At 60.5% G+C, this 14,488-nt stretch carries 18 protein-coding genes; 9 read left to right on the top strand and 9 right to left on the bottom strand.

Annotated features, from left to right (window positions below; translation table 11 throughout):
* Positions 1–37 precede the first annotated feature (37 nt).
* From NG895_RS06240 to NG895_RS06255, 4 genes are all read left to right on the top strand, one after another.
* Complete coding sequence (locus NG895_RS06240; RefSeq protein ID WP_252851607.1) at positions 38–598, top strand: hypothetical protein; 561 nt, start codon at positions 38–40, stop codon at positions 596–598.
* Entirely contained in the window at positions 591–1,160 is a 570-nt protein-coding gene (locus NG895_RS06245; RefSeq protein WP_252851608.1) for a hypothetical protein, read from the top strand. The genes NG895_RS06240 and NG895_RS06245 overlap by 8 nt, the downstream gene beginning before the upstream one ends.
* A gap of 175 nt (positions 1,161–1,335) precedes the next feature.
* Positions 1,336–1,590, top strand: a complete 255-nt coding sequence (locus NG895_RS06250) for a ribosomal protein L7/L12 (protein ID WP_252851609.1) — start codon at positions 1,336–1,338, stop codon at positions 1,588–1,590.
* Between the two features lie 37 nt (positions 1,591–1,627).
* Complete coding sequence (locus NG895_RS06255) at positions 1,628–1,945, top strand: gamma-butyrobetaine hydroxylase-like domain-containing protein (protein WP_252851610.1); 318 nt, start codon at positions 1,628–1,630, stop codon at positions 1,943–1,945.
* Positions 1,946–1,989: 44 nt separating this feature from the next.
* Here NG895_RS06255 and NG895_RS06260 read toward each other — a convergent pair whose 3' ends face one another.
* Positions 1,990–2,814: an SDR family NAD(P)-dependent oxidoreductase gene (locus NG895_RS06260; RefSeq protein ID WP_252851611.1), complete on the bottom strand. Its 825-nt coding sequence runs from the start codon at positions 2,812–2,814 to the stop codon at positions 1,990–1,992.
* A gap of 230 nt (positions 2,815–3,044) precedes the next feature.
* Between NG895_RS06260 and pyk the strand changes: the two genes are divergently transcribed.
* A complete protein-coding gene (gene pyk / locus NG895_RS06265; protein WP_252851612.1) occupies positions 3,045–4,526 on the top strand; it encodes a pyruvate kinase in 1,482 nt (493 codons plus the stop codon).
* 58 nt (positions 4,527–4,584) lie between these two features.
* On the opposite strand, the gene NG895_RS06270 is transcribed toward pyk, so the two are convergent.
* From NG895_RS06270 to NG895_RS06285, 4 genes are all read right to left on the bottom strand, one after another.
* Positions 4,585–4,800, bottom strand: coding sequence for a hypothetical protein (locus NG895_RS06270; RefSeq protein WP_252851613.1), 216 nt, complete (start codon positions 4,798–4,800; stop codon positions 4,585–4,587).
* Complete coding sequence (locus NG895_RS06275) at positions 4,797–5,375, bottom strand: ATPase (protein ID WP_252851614.1); 579 nt, start codon at positions 5,373–5,375, stop codon at positions 4,797–4,799. The genes NG895_RS06270 and NG895_RS06275 overlap by 4 nt, the downstream gene beginning before the upstream one ends.
* A 97-nt stretch (positions 5,376–5,472) precedes the next feature.
* The gene (locus NG895_RS06280) at positions 5,473–6,333 is read right to left on the bottom strand and encodes a hypothetical protein (protein ID WP_252851615.1); all 861 of its coding nucleotides are present in this window, start codon (positions 6,331–6,333) and stop codon (positions 5,473–5,475) included.
* 37 nt (positions 6,334–6,370) lie between these two features.
* Positions 6,371–7,234 carry an NAD(+)/NADH kinase gene (locus NG895_RS06285; RefSeq protein WP_252851616.1) on the bottom strand — a complete coding sequence of 288 codons (864 nt, stop codon included), beginning with the start codon at positions 7,232–7,234 and terminating at the stop codon, positions 6,371–6,373.
* Between the two features lie 244 nt (positions 7,235–7,478).
* Here NG895_RS06285 and NG895_RS06290 point away from each other — a divergent pair, with 244 nt between their 5' ends.
* The 4 genes from NG895_RS06290 (at position 7,479) to NG895_RS06305 (ending at position 10,375) form a co-directional block, all read left to right on the top strand.
* A complete protein-coding gene (locus NG895_RS06290) occupies positions 7,479–8,465 on the top strand; it encodes an HD-GYP domain-containing protein (protein WP_252851617.1) in 987 nt (328 codons plus the stop codon).
* Complete coding sequence (locus NG895_RS06295) at positions 8,435–8,818, top strand: PilZ domain-containing protein (protein WP_252851618.1); 384 nt, start codon at positions 8,435–8,437, stop codon at positions 8,816–8,818. The genes NG895_RS06290 and NG895_RS06295 overlap by 31 nt, the downstream gene beginning before the upstream one ends.
* Before the next feature lie 223 nt (positions 8,819–9,041).
* The gene (locus NG895_RS06300) at positions 9,042–10,022 is read left to right on the top strand and encodes an HD-GYP domain-containing protein (protein ID WP_252851619.1); all 981 of its coding nucleotides are present in this window, start codon (positions 9,042–9,044) and stop codon (positions 10,020–10,022) included.
* Positions 9,992–10,375, top strand: a complete 384-nt coding sequence (locus NG895_RS06305) for a PilZ domain-containing protein (protein ID WP_252851620.1) — start codon at positions 9,992–9,994, stop codon at positions 10,373–10,375. Before NG895_RS06300 ends, NG895_RS06305 begins: the two co-directional genes overlap by 31 nt.
* A gap of 2 nt (positions 10,376–10,377) precedes the next feature.
* Here NG895_RS06305 and NG895_RS06310 read toward each other — a convergent pair whose 3' ends face one another.
* From NG895_RS06310 to xseB, 4 genes are all read right to left on the bottom strand, one after another.
* Entirely contained in the window at positions 10,378–11,067 is a 690-nt protein-coding gene (locus NG895_RS06310; protein WP_252851621.1) for a hypothetical protein, read from the bottom strand.
* 121 nt (positions 11,068–11,188) lie between these two features.
* A complete protein-coding gene (gene dxs, locus NG895_RS06315) occupies positions 11,189–13,111 on the bottom strand; it encodes a 1-deoxy-D-xylulose-5-phosphate synthase (RefSeq protein ID WP_261360688.1) in 1,923 nt (640 codons plus the stop codon).
* Positions 13,112–13,115: 4 nt separating this feature from the next.
* Positions 13,116–14,027, bottom strand: a complete 912-nt coding sequence (locus tag NG895_RS06320) for a polyprenyl synthetase family protein (RefSeq protein WP_252851622.1) — start codon at positions 14,025–14,027, stop codon at positions 13,116–13,118.
* A gap of 112 nt (positions 14,028–14,139) precedes the next feature.
* The gene (xseB, locus tag NG895_RS06325; protein WP_252851623.1) at positions 14,140–14,484 is read right to left on the bottom strand and encodes an exodeoxyribonuclease VII small subunit; all 345 of its coding nucleotides are present in this window, start codon (positions 14,482–14,484) and stop codon (positions 14,140–14,142) included.
* Positions 14,485–14,488: the final 4 nt, after the last annotated feature.

Consider the following 14,488-nt stretch of genomic DNA (forward strand, 5'->3'; position numbering starts at 1 on the left):
CAATCGGAGCTTTCGTTTCCGGTTGAGGGCAGGGGGCATGATCAAGCTGCTGGTAGTATCAGTCGCAGCCACCGCGGTTGCTGCCGGCTGGTGGCAGGCATTGCTGTCGGTGGGCGGGCTATTTCGCCGCGAGGAGTTGCGGCATAGCAAGGCATCGTTTCGCGCGCAATTGATCGACTACATGGCGATCTTCGCCGTGGTGTCGCCCGCCTTGCTCCTGATTAAGGCCACGGGAAATATCGATTATATCGCAGCTTCATCACTTTGGTGCATGAGTCTGCCAGTGCTGCTGGTGTTCCTGGCCATGTGGTGGCACGGCGTAAGGATGCTTACGGCACTGGAGATCTCCAACGCCGAGCGACGCGCGCTATTTCTCGCCGTTTTGCTTCCCATCATCATGGCCTCGTGTCCCATCGGCACCGTACTCTTGCTGTTGTTCGTCGCCTCGCTGTATTCGCCGGACATGCCACTGATGCTCTGGCTGGCGATCTGGCTGGTTGTCGCGGCAATAGGTTGTTTTCTGACGTGGGGTATCCGCTTCGTGCAGTCGGGGGCAAAACTGCCGCCCGAGCCGCTGGCGGCTGAATCCGATGGCTGAGCACTTCCTGCGATTGATGTTGATTCCGGCCACTGTTGCCGCGCTCTATGGCAGTTGGCGGGCGATGCGGAGCATCGACATCACACGAGATATCGCGGTGGCCAACATGTCGCGACCGCGGTTCCAGATCGTTGACTTCATGGCGTTGTTCATGATGATGCAGATTCCGATCCTGTTGGTTTCTGCAGCGGTCCACCGCGGAATCGAGCCGACGGCCACGTGGTGGGTAATATGGTTGGTGTACGCCTTGACCTACGCGGGCATCTGGTGGTGGGGGGCGGCAGCGCTCTCGTCCATCGAAATCGATCGCAGCCTGCGACGCGCGGTGTTCCTGGGCCTGTTGCAGCCGCTCGGCATTGCGCTCATCGTGGCAGGTGGCGCCGCTGTGCTCGTGGCGCCACCCGTCGCCTGGGGCAACGAACCACAAGAGGCCGTGCGAGCCATGGGCGGAATGTTTGTCTACGCCGTGGTCGCAGTGGTCTATAGCCTGGCTTGCGATTGGGTCCGTGCGGGTAGCCCTCGGCTGAGTCCGCAGCAGTCAGCCGAGGACGAAAACTTTTAACCATCGGCCACTGGTGGGAAATCGGAGTGCTGGCCCCTGTGATGGACCGCCGAGGTGGCATAGCTTATCGGCCTCCGGCGTGGGACAAAGCTCACCTTGACCTTGGCCGCTGTCGCAGGCGACAATTCTGCAGTACATGAGACTTCTCTTTGCGACCGTGTAGGAGCCCCAGCCAATGTCGCTGACTGACGAGAAACGCGACCAGATTAACGAAGCCATCTTCCGAGGCCAGAAGATCGAGGCCATCAAAATCTATCGCGAATCGACCGGCGAGGGACTCAAGGAGTCCAAGGAATTTATCGAAACACTCACCGACAGCCTACGCGAAGAGTACCCCGACCGAGTGCCGGCCCAAGCAACCGGTTGTGGCGCCGCCGCGTTGCTGCTGTGCGGCGCCGTTGGCGCGTCGGTATGGTGGTGTGTAGCGTAGCGGCTTGAGGGGACACGACTGGCTCGCCGAGCGACTTATGATTCTGCCTACCAAACTCGAAAAACCCTCCGACGACCGGCTGCAGATTACCTGGTCGGATGGTCTGGTGCGCGAATACACGGTCCGCGAATTGCGAGATGCGTGCCCCTGCGCGACCTGTCGCGAGAAACGCAACGCTCCGGCACCACCAGACAACGTGCTGCCGGTGCTTCCGCCGAGTGCGGGGACACCGCTGCACATCACCGGTATGAGGCCAACGGGCAACTACGCCTACAACATCGCATTCAGCGATGGCCACAATAGCGGACTCTACACGATGGACGTGCTGCGGGAGTTGGGCAAAGAGACTTCCTGAGCGGCTTCAGGCAATATTCAAGAGCGGTCCACCGCCAAAGGCAATTAGCCACTCATTTTTCGTAGCAACCAGTCTCCCAGCTTGGGCGAGAGCTGGTTTAGCACGAATAGCAACCGTGCCCGCCCGGGCATGATGAGTTCCGCCTGGCGCGACTCACACGCTTGCAGAATGCGGTCGCAGAGCTTTTGCGGATCGAGCGCGGAAACCTTGGCCCCGCCGCCGGGCTTGGAGGCGGCTTCGGGTAGACCCTGCTCGGCGGCTTCGTAGCGGTCGCTGGGTGTTTGTTCGGTGCGGGCAATCGGCCCCGGGCAGACCAGCAGGGTGTGCAAACCGGCCGGCCCTCGTTCCAGCCGCAGCTGCTGGGCCATGGCGGTAAGCGGGAATTTACTTTCGGCGTACGCGCCGATCAAGCGAGGCGATACGCGTGACGCCAGCGAGCCGATCAGCACCAGGTGACCACGGGTGGTGGTCAGGGGCTCGACGGCCGCACGGGCCAACTCAAAGGCGGCCAGGGTGTTGACGCGCCACAGCGACTTGAAGTCTTCACGGCTGGTGCTTGCCAATTCTCCGCGCATCGAACGCCCCGCCGCGTGACAGACGAAGTCGAGCCCTTGCAGCGAGTCGACGGTGTCGGTTACCAGTTGCTGGGCAAATCCCACTGCGGCAATGTCGCCCACTGCACCAGTAACCTCGCCACCGAGCTGCTTTAGCTCGGTTACAGCGGCCGCCAGCCGCTCTGGATTGCGGCCATTGATGATGACGCGGGCGCCCCGTCGTACGAGTGTCTCGGCCAGCACTCGCCCCAGACCGGCCGATCCCCCAGTTATCAGGCAGGCTTTTCGGTTCCAGTAGTCGTGCGAGGAGGGCATATTGCTAGTCGATAAGGGGATCGAATCAAGGTGCCATCATAATCGAGCCTGCGGGCAATCGCCAACGGTCGGCCTCGCGAATGGCTGCCAGATCGCACGAAATGCGGATACCATCCTTTCGGCACGAACCCTTATTCCCAGTATCGCCAGTTGGCGTCAGAATAGGGCCTGCACAAACATCAGGGTGGTCGCGCCCTACTTGATTGTTCGAGCCCATGTCAAAGGACTCCATGACTTCACAGCCACAAGATATTCGCGAGCGGTCGTATACCAAGATCGTCGCCACGGTTGGACCTGCTTCTGACACTAAGGAACGAATCACAGAGCTCGTGTGCGCCGGTGTCGACGTATTTCGACTGAATATGGCGCATGGAGGACCCGAAGAGCAGCAGCCCAAGGTCGATATTATCCGCCAGGTGAGCGACGAGCTCAACCAGCCGGTGGCCGTGCTGGTGGACCTCGCGGGGCCGAAGATTCGCCTGGGCGAAGTGGCGGACGGCTGCATCCACTGCGAACGAGACGACGAGTACACCTTCGTTGATGGCGACGAGTCGGAAGATCCCCGCGAACTGACTAGCACCTACGAACCGCTGACCACCGAGTTGTCCAAGGGCGACAGCGTCATGCTGGCCGATGGAACGGTGATCATGCGCGTTGTCGACGTCAAGCCGGGACGGGTTCGAGCGATCGTTACGCAGCCCGGCGACGTCCGCTCGCGGCAGGGTATCAATTTGCCGGGCGTCAAACTCAGCGCGCCGGCCATCAGCGTTACCGACCACATGCACGCCATCTGGGCAGCCAAGGCCAAGGTCGACTTCGTGAGTTTGAGTTTTGTTCGCGCGCCGGACGAGGTCAAAGCACTCAAGGACATCCTGAAGTCAGCAGGCTCGCAAGCCGACGTCATTGCGAAAATCGAGAAACGCGAAGCGCTCGACCGGCTGGAAGATATCGTGGCGGTCAGCGACGCCGTGATGGTCGCCCGTGGAGATTTGGGCGTCGAGATTAATGTGGCCGAAATGCCGGTGGAGCAGAAACGCATCATTCGGGTCTGCCACCGCTATGAGAAACCGGTGATCATCGCTACGCAGATGCTCGAGAGCATGCACCAGTCAACGCGACCCACCCGAGCCGAAGTGACCGACGTTGCTAACGCCGTGCTCGACGGCGCGGATGCTTGCATGCTTTCGGGCGAAACGGCCATCGGCAATCATCCGGCAAGAGCGGTGGCGATGATGAACAGCATCGCGCGTGCCACCGAAACGGCCATTCCCACCATGATGTGGCGCGCTCCCGATCGCGAAGAATACGCCACACGCCACGACGTGACGCGCGCCGTGGTCAGCGGCGCCGGCTTGATGGCCAACGAACTGCAGGCGAAGACCATCGTGGTGGCCAGCCATTCCGGCAACACGGCGTTGGCGCTCTCGCAGCATCGCAATCTGGTGCCGACCATTGGAGTCAGCACCAAAGAATCGACGCTGCGGAAGATGTGCCTGTACTGGGGGGTTACGCCTCTCCGCGGGGCCCCGGCATGCGACATGCAGCAACTGATCCGCCACGCCGACGAGTGGGCCTGCTCTATCTGTAACGCCAAACGCGGCGACCGCATCGTGATCGTAGGCGGCTCGCACCTGGCAGCTGGCCCCGATGGCGACCAAATGGCCAGCGGCGTGCACGACGTGGTCATCGTACACGAAGTGGAAGGGGCGTGAGCGTCAGAGTGATAGATCTGACGCACAGCGTCCCACTGGGCGGCCAATAGCCGACGAGCTACGCCTCGTCGGTTTCCTTCTTGGGATACGGATCCTCTAGCGAGAGCTCACCATTGGGAAGTTCGTAGTAGATCCGACCGTTGATGGAGTAAACGTTGGGAACTCCCCGCTGCCGGCATCGTTCTTGTGCCTTGGCCACGGCACTCCGTGCAATCCGCATGAACTCATCGACCTTCGCGTAGGTCTCGGCACTAAGTGTTGAGTTTCCGTTCATGGATTGCTCGACATCAGAAGCTGCAAGAAAGTCTGGTACCAACTCGCGTCGCGAATACTCTCTTCGTCCTGGGAGCCGACGACTACATCGAGGGGGCCCTCAGGACCATTATAGACGACCAACCAACTATCGGCCATTTCACGGTAGATGTTCCAGAAGTTGCGGATACTCCGTCCGAACCGCCGACGAATGTCTTCCACCGGGACGTCATGCCCGCCCATGCGAACCCTTTGAGCTACTCGTTCAATGCAGGTTTCCGGCGTGTCAACGAACAAGAAGAAGATCGAAATTTTGAATCCCGATTGCGCAGCACGCTTGAGCCCATTACGGAGTGCAACGCCTGACAGAGTGGATTCGATCAGTAGACACTCTGAACCCTGAACACGTTCATTCAGGGCTGTGACGAACCGCCGGCCTGCCTGAAAGCGGGCGCTGGTGGGATCGTCGGACGAAATCTCCGCGGCTATTGCGTCCGCGCCGAGGTACTCCACACCGTGCTGTGCGACGTACTCCAGGGCGAAGGTTGTCTTGCCCGTCCCGTTCGCCCCACCGACGATGATCAGTTCTTTCGTCATGTCCGAGCGATAACCGAAGGGCAGTGAGGGACCGTAGGCAGAGTGGAGTTCATTGTTCCCAGCATCTTCCTACCCCAGTCCACCCGCGTCAAACACCTTACGGTTTCGAAGCAATCTCCTTCTTCTCGCCATCCAGCAGGCGTTCGTCCATCTGCATCAGGTAATGCATGCTGCTGGTAGGGCCGGCGAAGCCCAGCACTCGCTGGTCGACTTCCATTTCCTGACTGAGGACGCGACCGGCTGCGATGTCGAACTTTACGGTGCCCTTCATCAGCCGCTGTACGAGCTGCGCCTCGATGGCCGGATCGATGGGTGAAAGCACCTGGTAGCTCACTTCGATGGTTGCCACGCCGGCTGACACTTTGATCAGTTCATAGTGGCGGCGGGTCTGGATCTCTCGCTTTGCACCATCGGCCGTTTGCACGGGGACCGAGCGTGGTTCGTTCCAGGTGTCGCCCACGGCGACCGGCTTTTCGGGCAGCAACAGGGTGACTGGCGCTTCGGTATCTGCGGCGGGCTGGTGGTGTTTGACATCGCGTTCGATGACCTCACCACGAGGCGACATGCGGATCACGCTCAGCACGGTGCCCACAGCGGCGGCGGCGTCTTCGAATCCCGGAGGTGGAGTTTTGTCCTCTTCGCTGTCGTACACCATCTCGGCGCGGTCGGGCAGGCGGTTGACCATCCGCACCTGCTCGACAATGTGCGTGAACTCCATCTCCCCGTCCGGCATGACGTCCTGCACCTTCCAGGCTTTGACGGACTCGCTCCGTGTGATGGCTTTCTGCGTTGTGCCTTCGATAGTGCTGCGGACGCTGGCGCGGTGGTCGATGGTGTACCGCAGAGTTTCGCCCGCCTTCAGTTTGTAGGTGAGCGTTATCTTCTGATTGTCGTCGGCGCGAACCGAGGTGCAAGCAGCGAGCAACGTAACGAGAGTGAGCGAAGCCAGGTATCTCATGGTGGCATCCTTTCCACGCGAGGGAGGTGAGTGCGGGTTAGGGGGTGGGGGGATCTTCTCGGAGTTGTCCGCCCCAACCAAGTTTTTCGCGAAGCGTTCGGTAGTAACCCTGGTCGGGAATTCCAAGCAGTTTGAAGGTGGCGCGGCTGCGGGCAATGCGAACTCGGTCGCCCGAGCAAATGTTGGCCATCATGCGTCCATCAACAATCAAGGACGTGCCTTCGTTGGGTTCGGGCACGGCCAACTCAAAGACGCGATCGGCCGAATCGACCACGGGGCGGTTGGTTAGGGTATGGGGACTAATGGGCGAGATCACAAACGCCTGCAGGTCCTTTCGCAGGATCGGCCCGCCTGCCGACAGGCTGTGGGCAGTCGATCCGACAGGCGTGCTGACGATCAAGCCGTCGCAACTATAGGTGGTAGCCAATTCAGCGTCAACGTAAAGCTGGACCTCGATCATCGCAAATGGCGGGCCTGCTAGCACCGAAGCTTCGTTCAGACCCAATTCCGTTTCCACGACCTCGCCGTGACGCATCAGCGAGCAATCGAACATCAGATGCTCCACCACGCTTGCTTCCTGGTTGCAGATCTTCGGCAGAGCGGTCGACAGATGGTTGGGGCGAATGTGGGCCAGGAATCCCAGCTTTCCCAGATTAACTCCCAGCACCGGAAGTTGCCGCTCGCCCATCAGATGTGCAGTGCGGAGCATGGTGCCATCGCCCCCGAATACGATCACCAGTTCCGCTTCGTCGGGAATGGTCCCTTCGGACAAGTCGAGCACGCGGCCAACCACCTCGAGGTGCTTCGCCACGACTGGCTCCAGCCGCTTGAGCTCGCCCGAGAGATGAGGGCGAGTTCCATCGGCTACCAGCACTGCACGATGACGCTTGTCGGTGGACATAGGAGATTTCGGGAGAATCGGGAGGACGGGGGCCAGATTGACTAACTGTACGTAAGTGTCCCGGCCCGGCCGCAGCGGGGCAATACCATCCCAAATAAACGCTCGATTCACTTGCAGCGGCACCAACGGCAAAATCACGGCAACCGGCCCGTCGACGGGCGTTTTGCAGCTAGCCGATTTGTTTGAGCTACGCTTTCATGGACGCTTTACGGCCCTTGCTGTCCCCCCAATATCTGGATGCCTCATGCCAGCCGCTGCCCTGCCGACAAAGAGACATGCCGCGCCTCGCGGGTTCGTCTGGCTATCGCCGACCATGCTCCGGCAGTTGAACACCGCGCACATTGCCCTGTATTTGTGCAGCGAGGATTCGGAACGACCAGTGCTGTTTCGACAGGCCGACATCAAGGTGGATGAAGCAACCCTGGAGGAGCTGATCGAGTCGAAGGGGGACTGGCTCTGCATCCGTGCCACGGACCTGAGAGATGCCTGCGCTGGAATGATCGGTTCGCTTGGCGATTTGGTGGCCGACGAAACACTTTCGCCGGCCGATCGCTTCAAGATTTTGCAGGTGGTGGTTAGCTTCGAAGTTCAACGCACGCTGAATGCTGTGGATCCGGCACAGTACATTACGCTGAGTGCCAACACCTCCAGGCACATCACGACGCTGGTTTCCGAAACGGGGCTGGTGCCCAACGAGTTGTTTGCCATTGCCAGGCATGATTCTCAGACCTTTACACACGTGACGAACACGGCCGGCTACGCCGTGATGTTGGCTGATCGGCTTGGTTGCTATAGCGACAACGAACTGAAGCAGATCGCCATGGGGGCGATGTTGCACGACATTGGCAAGCGCTGCATTCCCAGGCATATCCTCGCCAAACCAGGCAGACTCACCGACGAGGAACGCAAACTGATTCAAACGCATCCATTGCGTGGATACGAAGAACTGGTGACTTGCACTGAGGTAACAGACCAGCATCGATTGATGGCCTACCAACATCACGAACGCATCGATGGAACAGGCTACCCGGTGCGGATTCCGGGTAGTGAGATTCACCCCTGGTCGAAGTTGCTATCGGTGGTCGATGTGTTCGAAGCCCTGACCGGAAGCAGGCCCTATCGCAGGGCCTTGGCACTGTGCGAAGCGGCAGACTACGTGGAGAGCCACGCCGGAACGCAATTTGACAAGGAAATAGCCGAATGTTGGGTGGCTGCGATCAAGTGCAATTGACAGTTCCCGCGTGGGAGGCTCTTCCAGACCGCGCTCGGCTGCCGGAGGTGCCCGCCGCGTACCTGGACAAAGAGGGGCCGATGCCGGTGATGCCGGAAAGCCGGCGGAACTATCACCGGCTTTACCTTCGTACGCCAGCAGTGCTGTTGTACCACGATCAGTTCTACGCGGCCTACCTTTCCGATTTGTCGCGAAGCGGAGTGGGGCTCTTCTCCCCTGTGCAGCTTCTGCCAGTCTCCGATATCCAGATATGGATGGCGGATGGGCAGAGTCTGAAGCTGCGAACCAAGAACTGCGTACGCCTGGAAAGCTGCTGCTACCGCTGCGGCGCAGAGTTTCACCAAGGCGACTAAACTTGCCCGGGGCGGCCGGTTCTGTGGTCACTTTCGACGCCACGCTCGCGTTCCGCGAGCCGGGGCATGCTCGCTTCTTTTGTGGAACTGGCAATACTGGCACATTCGGTGCCGCTGGATTCGGCAATCCGAGCTTTTTTGCAGCAACCCGTAGGTCGTAAGCTAGGATTTCTCCGTACCTGCCACAGCCCCCCTGCTGTCACCGGGTAATTGGAACCAAGACATGTTCACTACTACCAAACAAAAACCTCGCTGCCCCGCAGGATACGTGCGACTCTCGTCCAGTATGCTGCGGAAGATCAACCAGCTGCCGATCGCCCTTTACTACTGCGATGGCGAATCGGACCGCGCCGTCCTGTTTCGCCAGGCGGAGATTCAAGTCGATGAAGCCACGCTGGACGACCTGATCGAGTCGAAGGGCGAATTACTGTTCATCCGTGCTATCGACTTCAAAAACACCTGCGCGGAGTGGATGGACTCGATCGACGACCTTATTGCCGACGAGTCGATGCCGACGGCCGATCGTTTTCAGGTGCTGCAAGCGGCCGTGTGCTACGAAGTCGAGCGCACGCTCAAGGCGGTCGACCCTGGGCATTACATTGGGTTGGTGGCCGAAGTCTCCCAACATATCAGCACACTGGTCACGGAGAACCATCTATTGCCAGATGAATTGTTTGCCATCGCCCGGCACGATTCGCAGACATTCACTCATGTGACCAACACGGCCGGCTACGCCACGATGCTGGCCGAGCGATTGGGCATCACCGATGAAGTTGAACTGAATCAGATCGCGATGGGGGCCATGCTCCACGATATGGGCAAGCGGTCTATTCCCAAGCACATTCTAACCAAATCCGGCAGGCTTACCGCCGAGGAGCGGGAGTTGGTGCAAACCCATCCGCAGCGTGGTTACGAAGAGTTGGCTACCCGAGACGACGTCTCGCACGAGCAGCGTTTGATGGTCTATCAGCACCACGAACATTTCGATGGCAATGGGTATCCCGTCCGCATCCATGGCAGCGAAATACATCCCTGGGCGCGACTGTTGTCGGTGGTCGATGTGTTCGACGCACTGACCGGCAGCCGCCCCTATCGTAAAGCGATGACCATGCGCGAGGCGACCGAGTTCGTCGCCAACCGGGCTGGTACCCAATTCGATAAGGAAATGGCAGAATGCTGGATATCAGCAGTCAAGAACAACTGAACGTTCCGAACTGGGGATCGCTTCCCGATAAGGTTCAATTGCCGCAGCGGCTCGTCGATTTCTTGGAGAAGGAAGGGCCGATGCCGGTGAAGCCTGATAGTCGGCGAGGTTACCATCGGATGTATCTCCGCAGCCGTGCCGTGATGCTGTATCACGACCGGTTCTACGCGGTGTACCTGTCCGACGTATCGCGCACGGGGGCGGGATTTTACACACCGGTCCAAGTGCTGCCCGCCTCGAGCGTGCAGTTGTGGATGGAAGATGGGCAGTGCTTTCGGGTGAGGGCCAGGAATTGCACCCGCATGGGCGACCGCTGCTACCGCTGTGGCGGAGTGTTCAGTCGGGACACCTAGCTCTATTCCATCACTCGGCAGGCCAGGAATATCAGCATGGCGGGCTGGTCGGTGGCCTCGTTGCCACCGGAGGCCATCAGCACGGTAGCGCCGCCGTTGGGGCAGCCGACCGTACCTTGATGCACGAAGGTGCGGATTCGGTCCACTTTTCCTTGGAGACCCTCTTCATCCTCGAGCAGAGCGACCTCCGTGGGTTGCATGTACGACTCCTCGTACGTCAAATCGCAGGTGACAAGCGATGGAGATTTTATGCTCGGCCGTGCGTCGAGCAGGGTGCCTATGGCGTCGTACTGGATATTGGAGGTACGCCCCGTACGAGTCATGGCGGTGCCGACGATGCGAGGCTCGCGCGCGGCGAGATTTAGACGCAGCCGTTCATCGTCTATGGTCGAGGCCATCAAGTATTGCGAGTGGGCGATCAGTCCCAGTTCTTCGAGCTCACTAACACGTGCAAGTACTGCCTTGCGGTCCTTTAGAGGCAAGCTGGCCTGCTCGATCGCATGGGCATCGGCCTCGGGAGACAGTCGGAGCACCCAGAGCTCGAGTTGAACGATCTCCGTTTTCTTCGTCGCGTCGGATTTTGAGTGCTCATCTGCACTGGCCGTAGATGCTTTGGCTGGTTGCTGGGCCATGGCGGCCAATGGAATTGAGAGCAGCAACAAGGCAAACGATAGCGAGACGACTAGACGCATAGCCAGGCCCTCCTGTAGTCCCCTGAAAGGATCCGCCGCGCGGCGAACGTGTTTCCATTCTAGAGGTCTGGTCGTGGCGGCCGCAAGCTTTGCCGGCCCCAAGCTTCGCCAGCCGCGCGGGCTACGACGCCAGTTCCTCAGCATGCACGCCTTCGCGGCACGCTTTCGCGATACCGGCGGCGTCCAGCCCCAGATCGGCCAGCAACTCTTCCCGCTCGCCATGTTCGACGTAGATGTCCGGAATACCCAGCCGGCGAAGATGGCTGGTATCGACGCCTGCGGTGTTGGCTGCCTCGAGCACCGCTGAACCGAAGCCGCCCGCCAGGGCCGCTTCCTCGACGGTCACTACCAGCGGTGTGTCTCGCAGCGCGCGCAGCATGGTGTCGGTGTCGAGCGGCTTGACGAAGCGAGCATTGACGACGCCAAAGTCAAGCCCTTCCTTGTCCAGCAACGCGGCCGCCGCTAGGCATTCGCCCAACAGGGGGCCGTAGGCCACGATGGTGCCATCGCGACCCCATCGCAGCACTTCGCTGGTGCCCAGCTCGATGGGGGCCCGCTCCTGCTTGTCGGTGCGAGCCACACGGACTGCTTTGGCCTTGGGATAGCGGACGCCACAGGGGGAGTCGTGCTCGAGTGCAAAGTCGAGCATCTCCACCAGATCGTGCTCATCGCCAGGCGACATGACCACCATGTTGGGAAACAGCCGCAGGTAGCCAACATCGAACACACCATGGTGCGTAGGACCATCGGGACCTGACAGCCCACTGCGGTCCATCATGAAGGTGACGGGCAGGTCCTGCAGGGCTACTTCCTGGAAGACGTGGTCGAACGATCGTTGTAGGAACGTACTGTAAATGTCGACGATGGGCTTCAAGCCCACCTTCGCGTGGCCAGCGGCGAAAGCCACGGTGTGGGCTTCGCAGATGCCGGTATCGAAGAATCGTTGGGGGAACTCTTCGCGAATTGGCTCCAGCTTGTTGCCCTGGCACATCGCCGCGGTCATCACGGTCACCCGGTCGTCGCGTCGCATCGCGGCGCCGATGGCATCGCGAGCGACATGGGTGTAGCTGCGCGACGAGGACTGCTTCATCTCGACGATCTCGTCGTCGCGGCGGCTGAACTGGGGCGGCGCGTGGAACAGCACCGGATCTTCGGCCGCGGGGCGGAAACCGTGACCCTTCTCGGTTACCACGTGTAGCAGGATCGGTCCGTCGAGTTGCCGCGCCATACGCAGGTATTTTCGCAACAGCGCAATATTGTGGCCATCGATGGGGCCGAAGTACCGCATGCCGAGTTCTTCGAACATCATGCCGCCGCTCAGCCCCGCCTTGGCGGCTTCCTTTACCTGTACCAGGAAGCGTTCGACCGGGTCGCCCAGTACCGGCACGCTGGAAAGCATGCGAGCAATTTCGTCTTTCAGACCAATGTAGCCGCGGTTCATCCGCAGTCGATCGAGATAGTCGGCCATACCGCCGACGCGTGGGCAGATGGACATTTCGTTGTCGTTCAGCACCACCATCAAGCGGCGGCCAAGTTGTTTGGCGTTGTTGATGGCCTCGTGCACGACACCCGAGGGGAACGCTCCGTCACCTATCACTGCGACGCTCCAACGGTTCTCGTCGCGCCGCGCCAAATCGTCGCCACTGGCCAGACCGAGCGCCGTGGCGACGCTCGAACCAGCGTGGCCGGTGCAGAACAGGTCGTAGTCGCTCTCTACCGGGTTGGGATAGCCCATCAGGCCACCCTTGGTACGAATGGAGGGGAAGTCGTCGTAGCGGCCGGTGAGCAGTTTGTGGGGGTAGATCTGGTGGCCGGTGTCCCAGATCAATCGGTCGTGCAGAAAATCGAACGTCTGGTGCAGGGCGATGGCCAGTTCCACCACGCCCAGGTTCGAGGCAAAGTGAGCGCTCCGGGCCGATACGAGGTGGCACAGGACATCGCGAATCTCGTCCGCCAGGCGTTCCAGCTCGGGCAGCGACATCTTTTCCAGCTCACGGGGAGAGGTCAGGGAGGGCAGAATCGGTTCGGGGGAGTGTTTGGTCATGCTTTTATTTGGTCCGATCCACCAGCATCCGCGCCAACAGTCGCAGGGGTTCTGCTGCCTGGCCGAACACTTCGAGTACCGCCTGTGCTTCGTCAACCTGTCGCTGGACCAATTGACGGCTTTCTTCGATTCCCACCAGCGTAGTGTAGGTTAATTTGCCCCGGTCGGCATCTTTGCCCACGCGCTTCCCCACCTCCTCTTCGTCGCCCCGGGCGTCCAGCAGGTCGTCGGTGATTTGAAAAACCAGGCCGAACTTCTCTCCGTACGTAGCCAGGGCCGACTTTTGTTCGTTTGTGGCCTCGGCCACCAGGGCACCGAGCTCGAGCGAAACCAGAATCATGGCGGCCGTCTTGCGGTGGTGAATCGCTTCGAGCCTCGGTCGCTCTTCGCCGCCATCGATACCAGCCAAGTCGTCGGCCTGCCCGCCCACCAGCAGGGTCGCGCCGGCCGCTCGGCCCAATGCGGCACACGCTTCGGCCGCCACAGTGGCGGGTGACAGTTCGGTGGCCAGCACTTCGAACGCACGGGCCTGCAGGGCGTCGCCCACGAGGATGGCCGTGGCTTCGTCGAACTTCTTGTGACAGGTGGGCAATCCGCGGCGCAGGTCGTCGTCGTCCATGGCCGGCAAGTCGTCGTGCACCAGCGAATAGGCGTGGATGAACTCCACCGCACACGCGGCCGGCATCGCACGCTGGGTGTTGCCGCCGCACGCCCGGGCGGCCAGAAGTGTCAGCAGCGGGCGAAGCCGCTTGCCGGGAGCGAGCACGGCGTATCGCATTGCCTCGGCCAACCGAGGGGGACAGCCATGGTCGAACTCCAACCGCGCGGCCAGAGCCTGGTCGACCCCGGCGCGCATTGAATCCATTTCCGATAGCAATTCGGCGGCAGGGGCAAGCGAAGGCACAGAGTCGGACAAGGCAGGGGGGAGGGCAATTGGGAAAGCGAGCTCGCCAACAGGTCGATTGTTTGGCAAAACTATGTGAAAACAGGCGAGTCGAGATTTAGGACTAAAAGGTCAGTGTTCTATTCTAAAACAGCGTCGCCCCACCGTCCACGCCGCTCCGGCGGCGACTTCGCGCACCCTTTTTGGCCTCCAGCGACTCGTCTTCTTCGTCGTCCAGCGGCCGAACCACCGGGTTTCCCGCCGCGTCGAAGCCGGAGAGCAGCTCGATCTTTCGCGAGGCCTGCTGCAATTGGGCGTGACACTGCTTCAGATGAGCGATGCCGGCCTCGTAGCGTTCGAGTGCCTCGGTGAGGCCCAATTCGCCCCCTTCGAGTTCGCCGACAATCGTCTCCAACTCGGCCAGCGCCTCTTCGAAGCTCACCTGCTCCTGGGCCGCGGGCTTGCGTTTCACCTTCTTCTTTTTCGCCATGAGT

The organism is Aeoliella straminimaris, from assembly GCF_024054565.1.
Lineage (GTDB): Bacteria > Planctomycetota > Planctomycetia > Pirellulales > Lacipirellulaceae > Aeoliella > Aeoliella straminimaris.

What these genes read in the sequence shown, in the direction of transcription:
- NG895_RS06240 (WP_252851607.1), top strand. Translation starts at nt 38, where the DNA reads ATGATCAAGCTGCTGGTAGTATCAGTCGCAGCCACCGCGGTTGCTGCC.
- NG895_RS06245 (WP_252851608.1), top strand. Translation starts at nt 591, where the DNA reads ATGGCTGAGCACTTCCTGCGATTGATGTTGATTCCGGCCACTGTTGCC.
- NG895_RS06250 (WP_252851609.1), top strand. Translation starts at nt 1,336, where the DNA reads ATGTCGCTGACTGACGAGAAACGCGACCAGATTAACGAAGCCATCTTC.
- NG895_RS06255 (WP_252851610.1), top strand. Translation starts at nt 1,628, where the DNA reads ATGATTCTGCCTACCAAACTCGAAAAACCCTCCGACGACCGGCTGCAG.
- NG895_RS06260 (WP_252851611.1), bottom strand. Translation starts at nt 2,814, where the DNA reads ATGCCCTCCTCGCACGACTACTGGAACCGAAAAGCCTGCCTGATAACT.
- pyk (WP_252851612.1), top strand. Translation starts at nt 3,045, where the DNA reads ATGACTTCACAGCCACAAGATATTCGCGAGCGGTCGTATACCAAGATC.
- NG895_RS06270 (WP_252851613.1), bottom strand. Translation starts at nt 4,800, where the DNA reads ATGAACGGAAACTCAACACTTAGTGCCGAGACCTACGCGAAGGTCGAT.
- NG895_RS06275 (WP_252851614.1), bottom strand. Translation starts at nt 5,375, where the DNA reads ATGACGAAAGAACTGATCATCGTCGGTGGGGCGAACGGGACGGGCAAG.
- NG895_RS06280 (WP_252851615.1), bottom strand. Translation starts at nt 6,333, where the DNA reads ATGAGATACCTGGCTTCGCTCACTCTCGTTACGTTGCTCGCTGCTTGC.
- NG895_RS06285 (WP_252851616.1), bottom strand. Translation starts at nt 7,234, where the DNA reads ATGTCCACCGACAAGCGTCATCGTGCAGTGCTGGTAGCCGATGGAACT.
- NG895_RS06290 (WP_252851617.1), top strand. Translation starts at nt 7,479, where the DNA reads ATGCCAGCCGCTGCCCTGCCGACAAAGAGACATGCCGCGCCTCGCGGG.
- NG895_RS06295 (WP_252851618.1), top strand. Translation starts at nt 8,435, where the DNA reads ATGTTGGGTGGCTGCGATCAAGTGCAATTGACAGTTCCCGCGTGGGAG.
- NG895_RS06300 (WP_252851619.1), top strand. Translation starts at nt 9,042, where the DNA reads ATGTTCACTACTACCAAACAAAAACCTCGCTGCCCCGCAGGATACGTG.
- NG895_RS06305 (WP_252851620.1), top strand. Translation starts at nt 9,992, where the DNA reads ATGCTGGATATCAGCAGTCAAGAACAACTGAACGTTCCGAACTGGGGA.
- NG895_RS06310 (WP_252851621.1), bottom strand. Translation starts at nt 11,067, where the DNA reads ATGCGTCTAGTCGTCTCGCTATCGTTTGCCTTGTTGCTGCTCTCAATT.
- dxs (WP_261360688.1), bottom strand. Translation starts at nt 13,111, where the DNA reads ATGACCAAACACTCCCCCGAACCGATTCTGCCCTCCCTGACCTCTCCC.
- xseB (WP_252851623.1), bottom strand. Translation starts at nt 14,484, where the DNA reads ATGGCGAAAAAGAAGAAGGTGAAACGCAAGCCCGCGGCCCAGGAGCAG.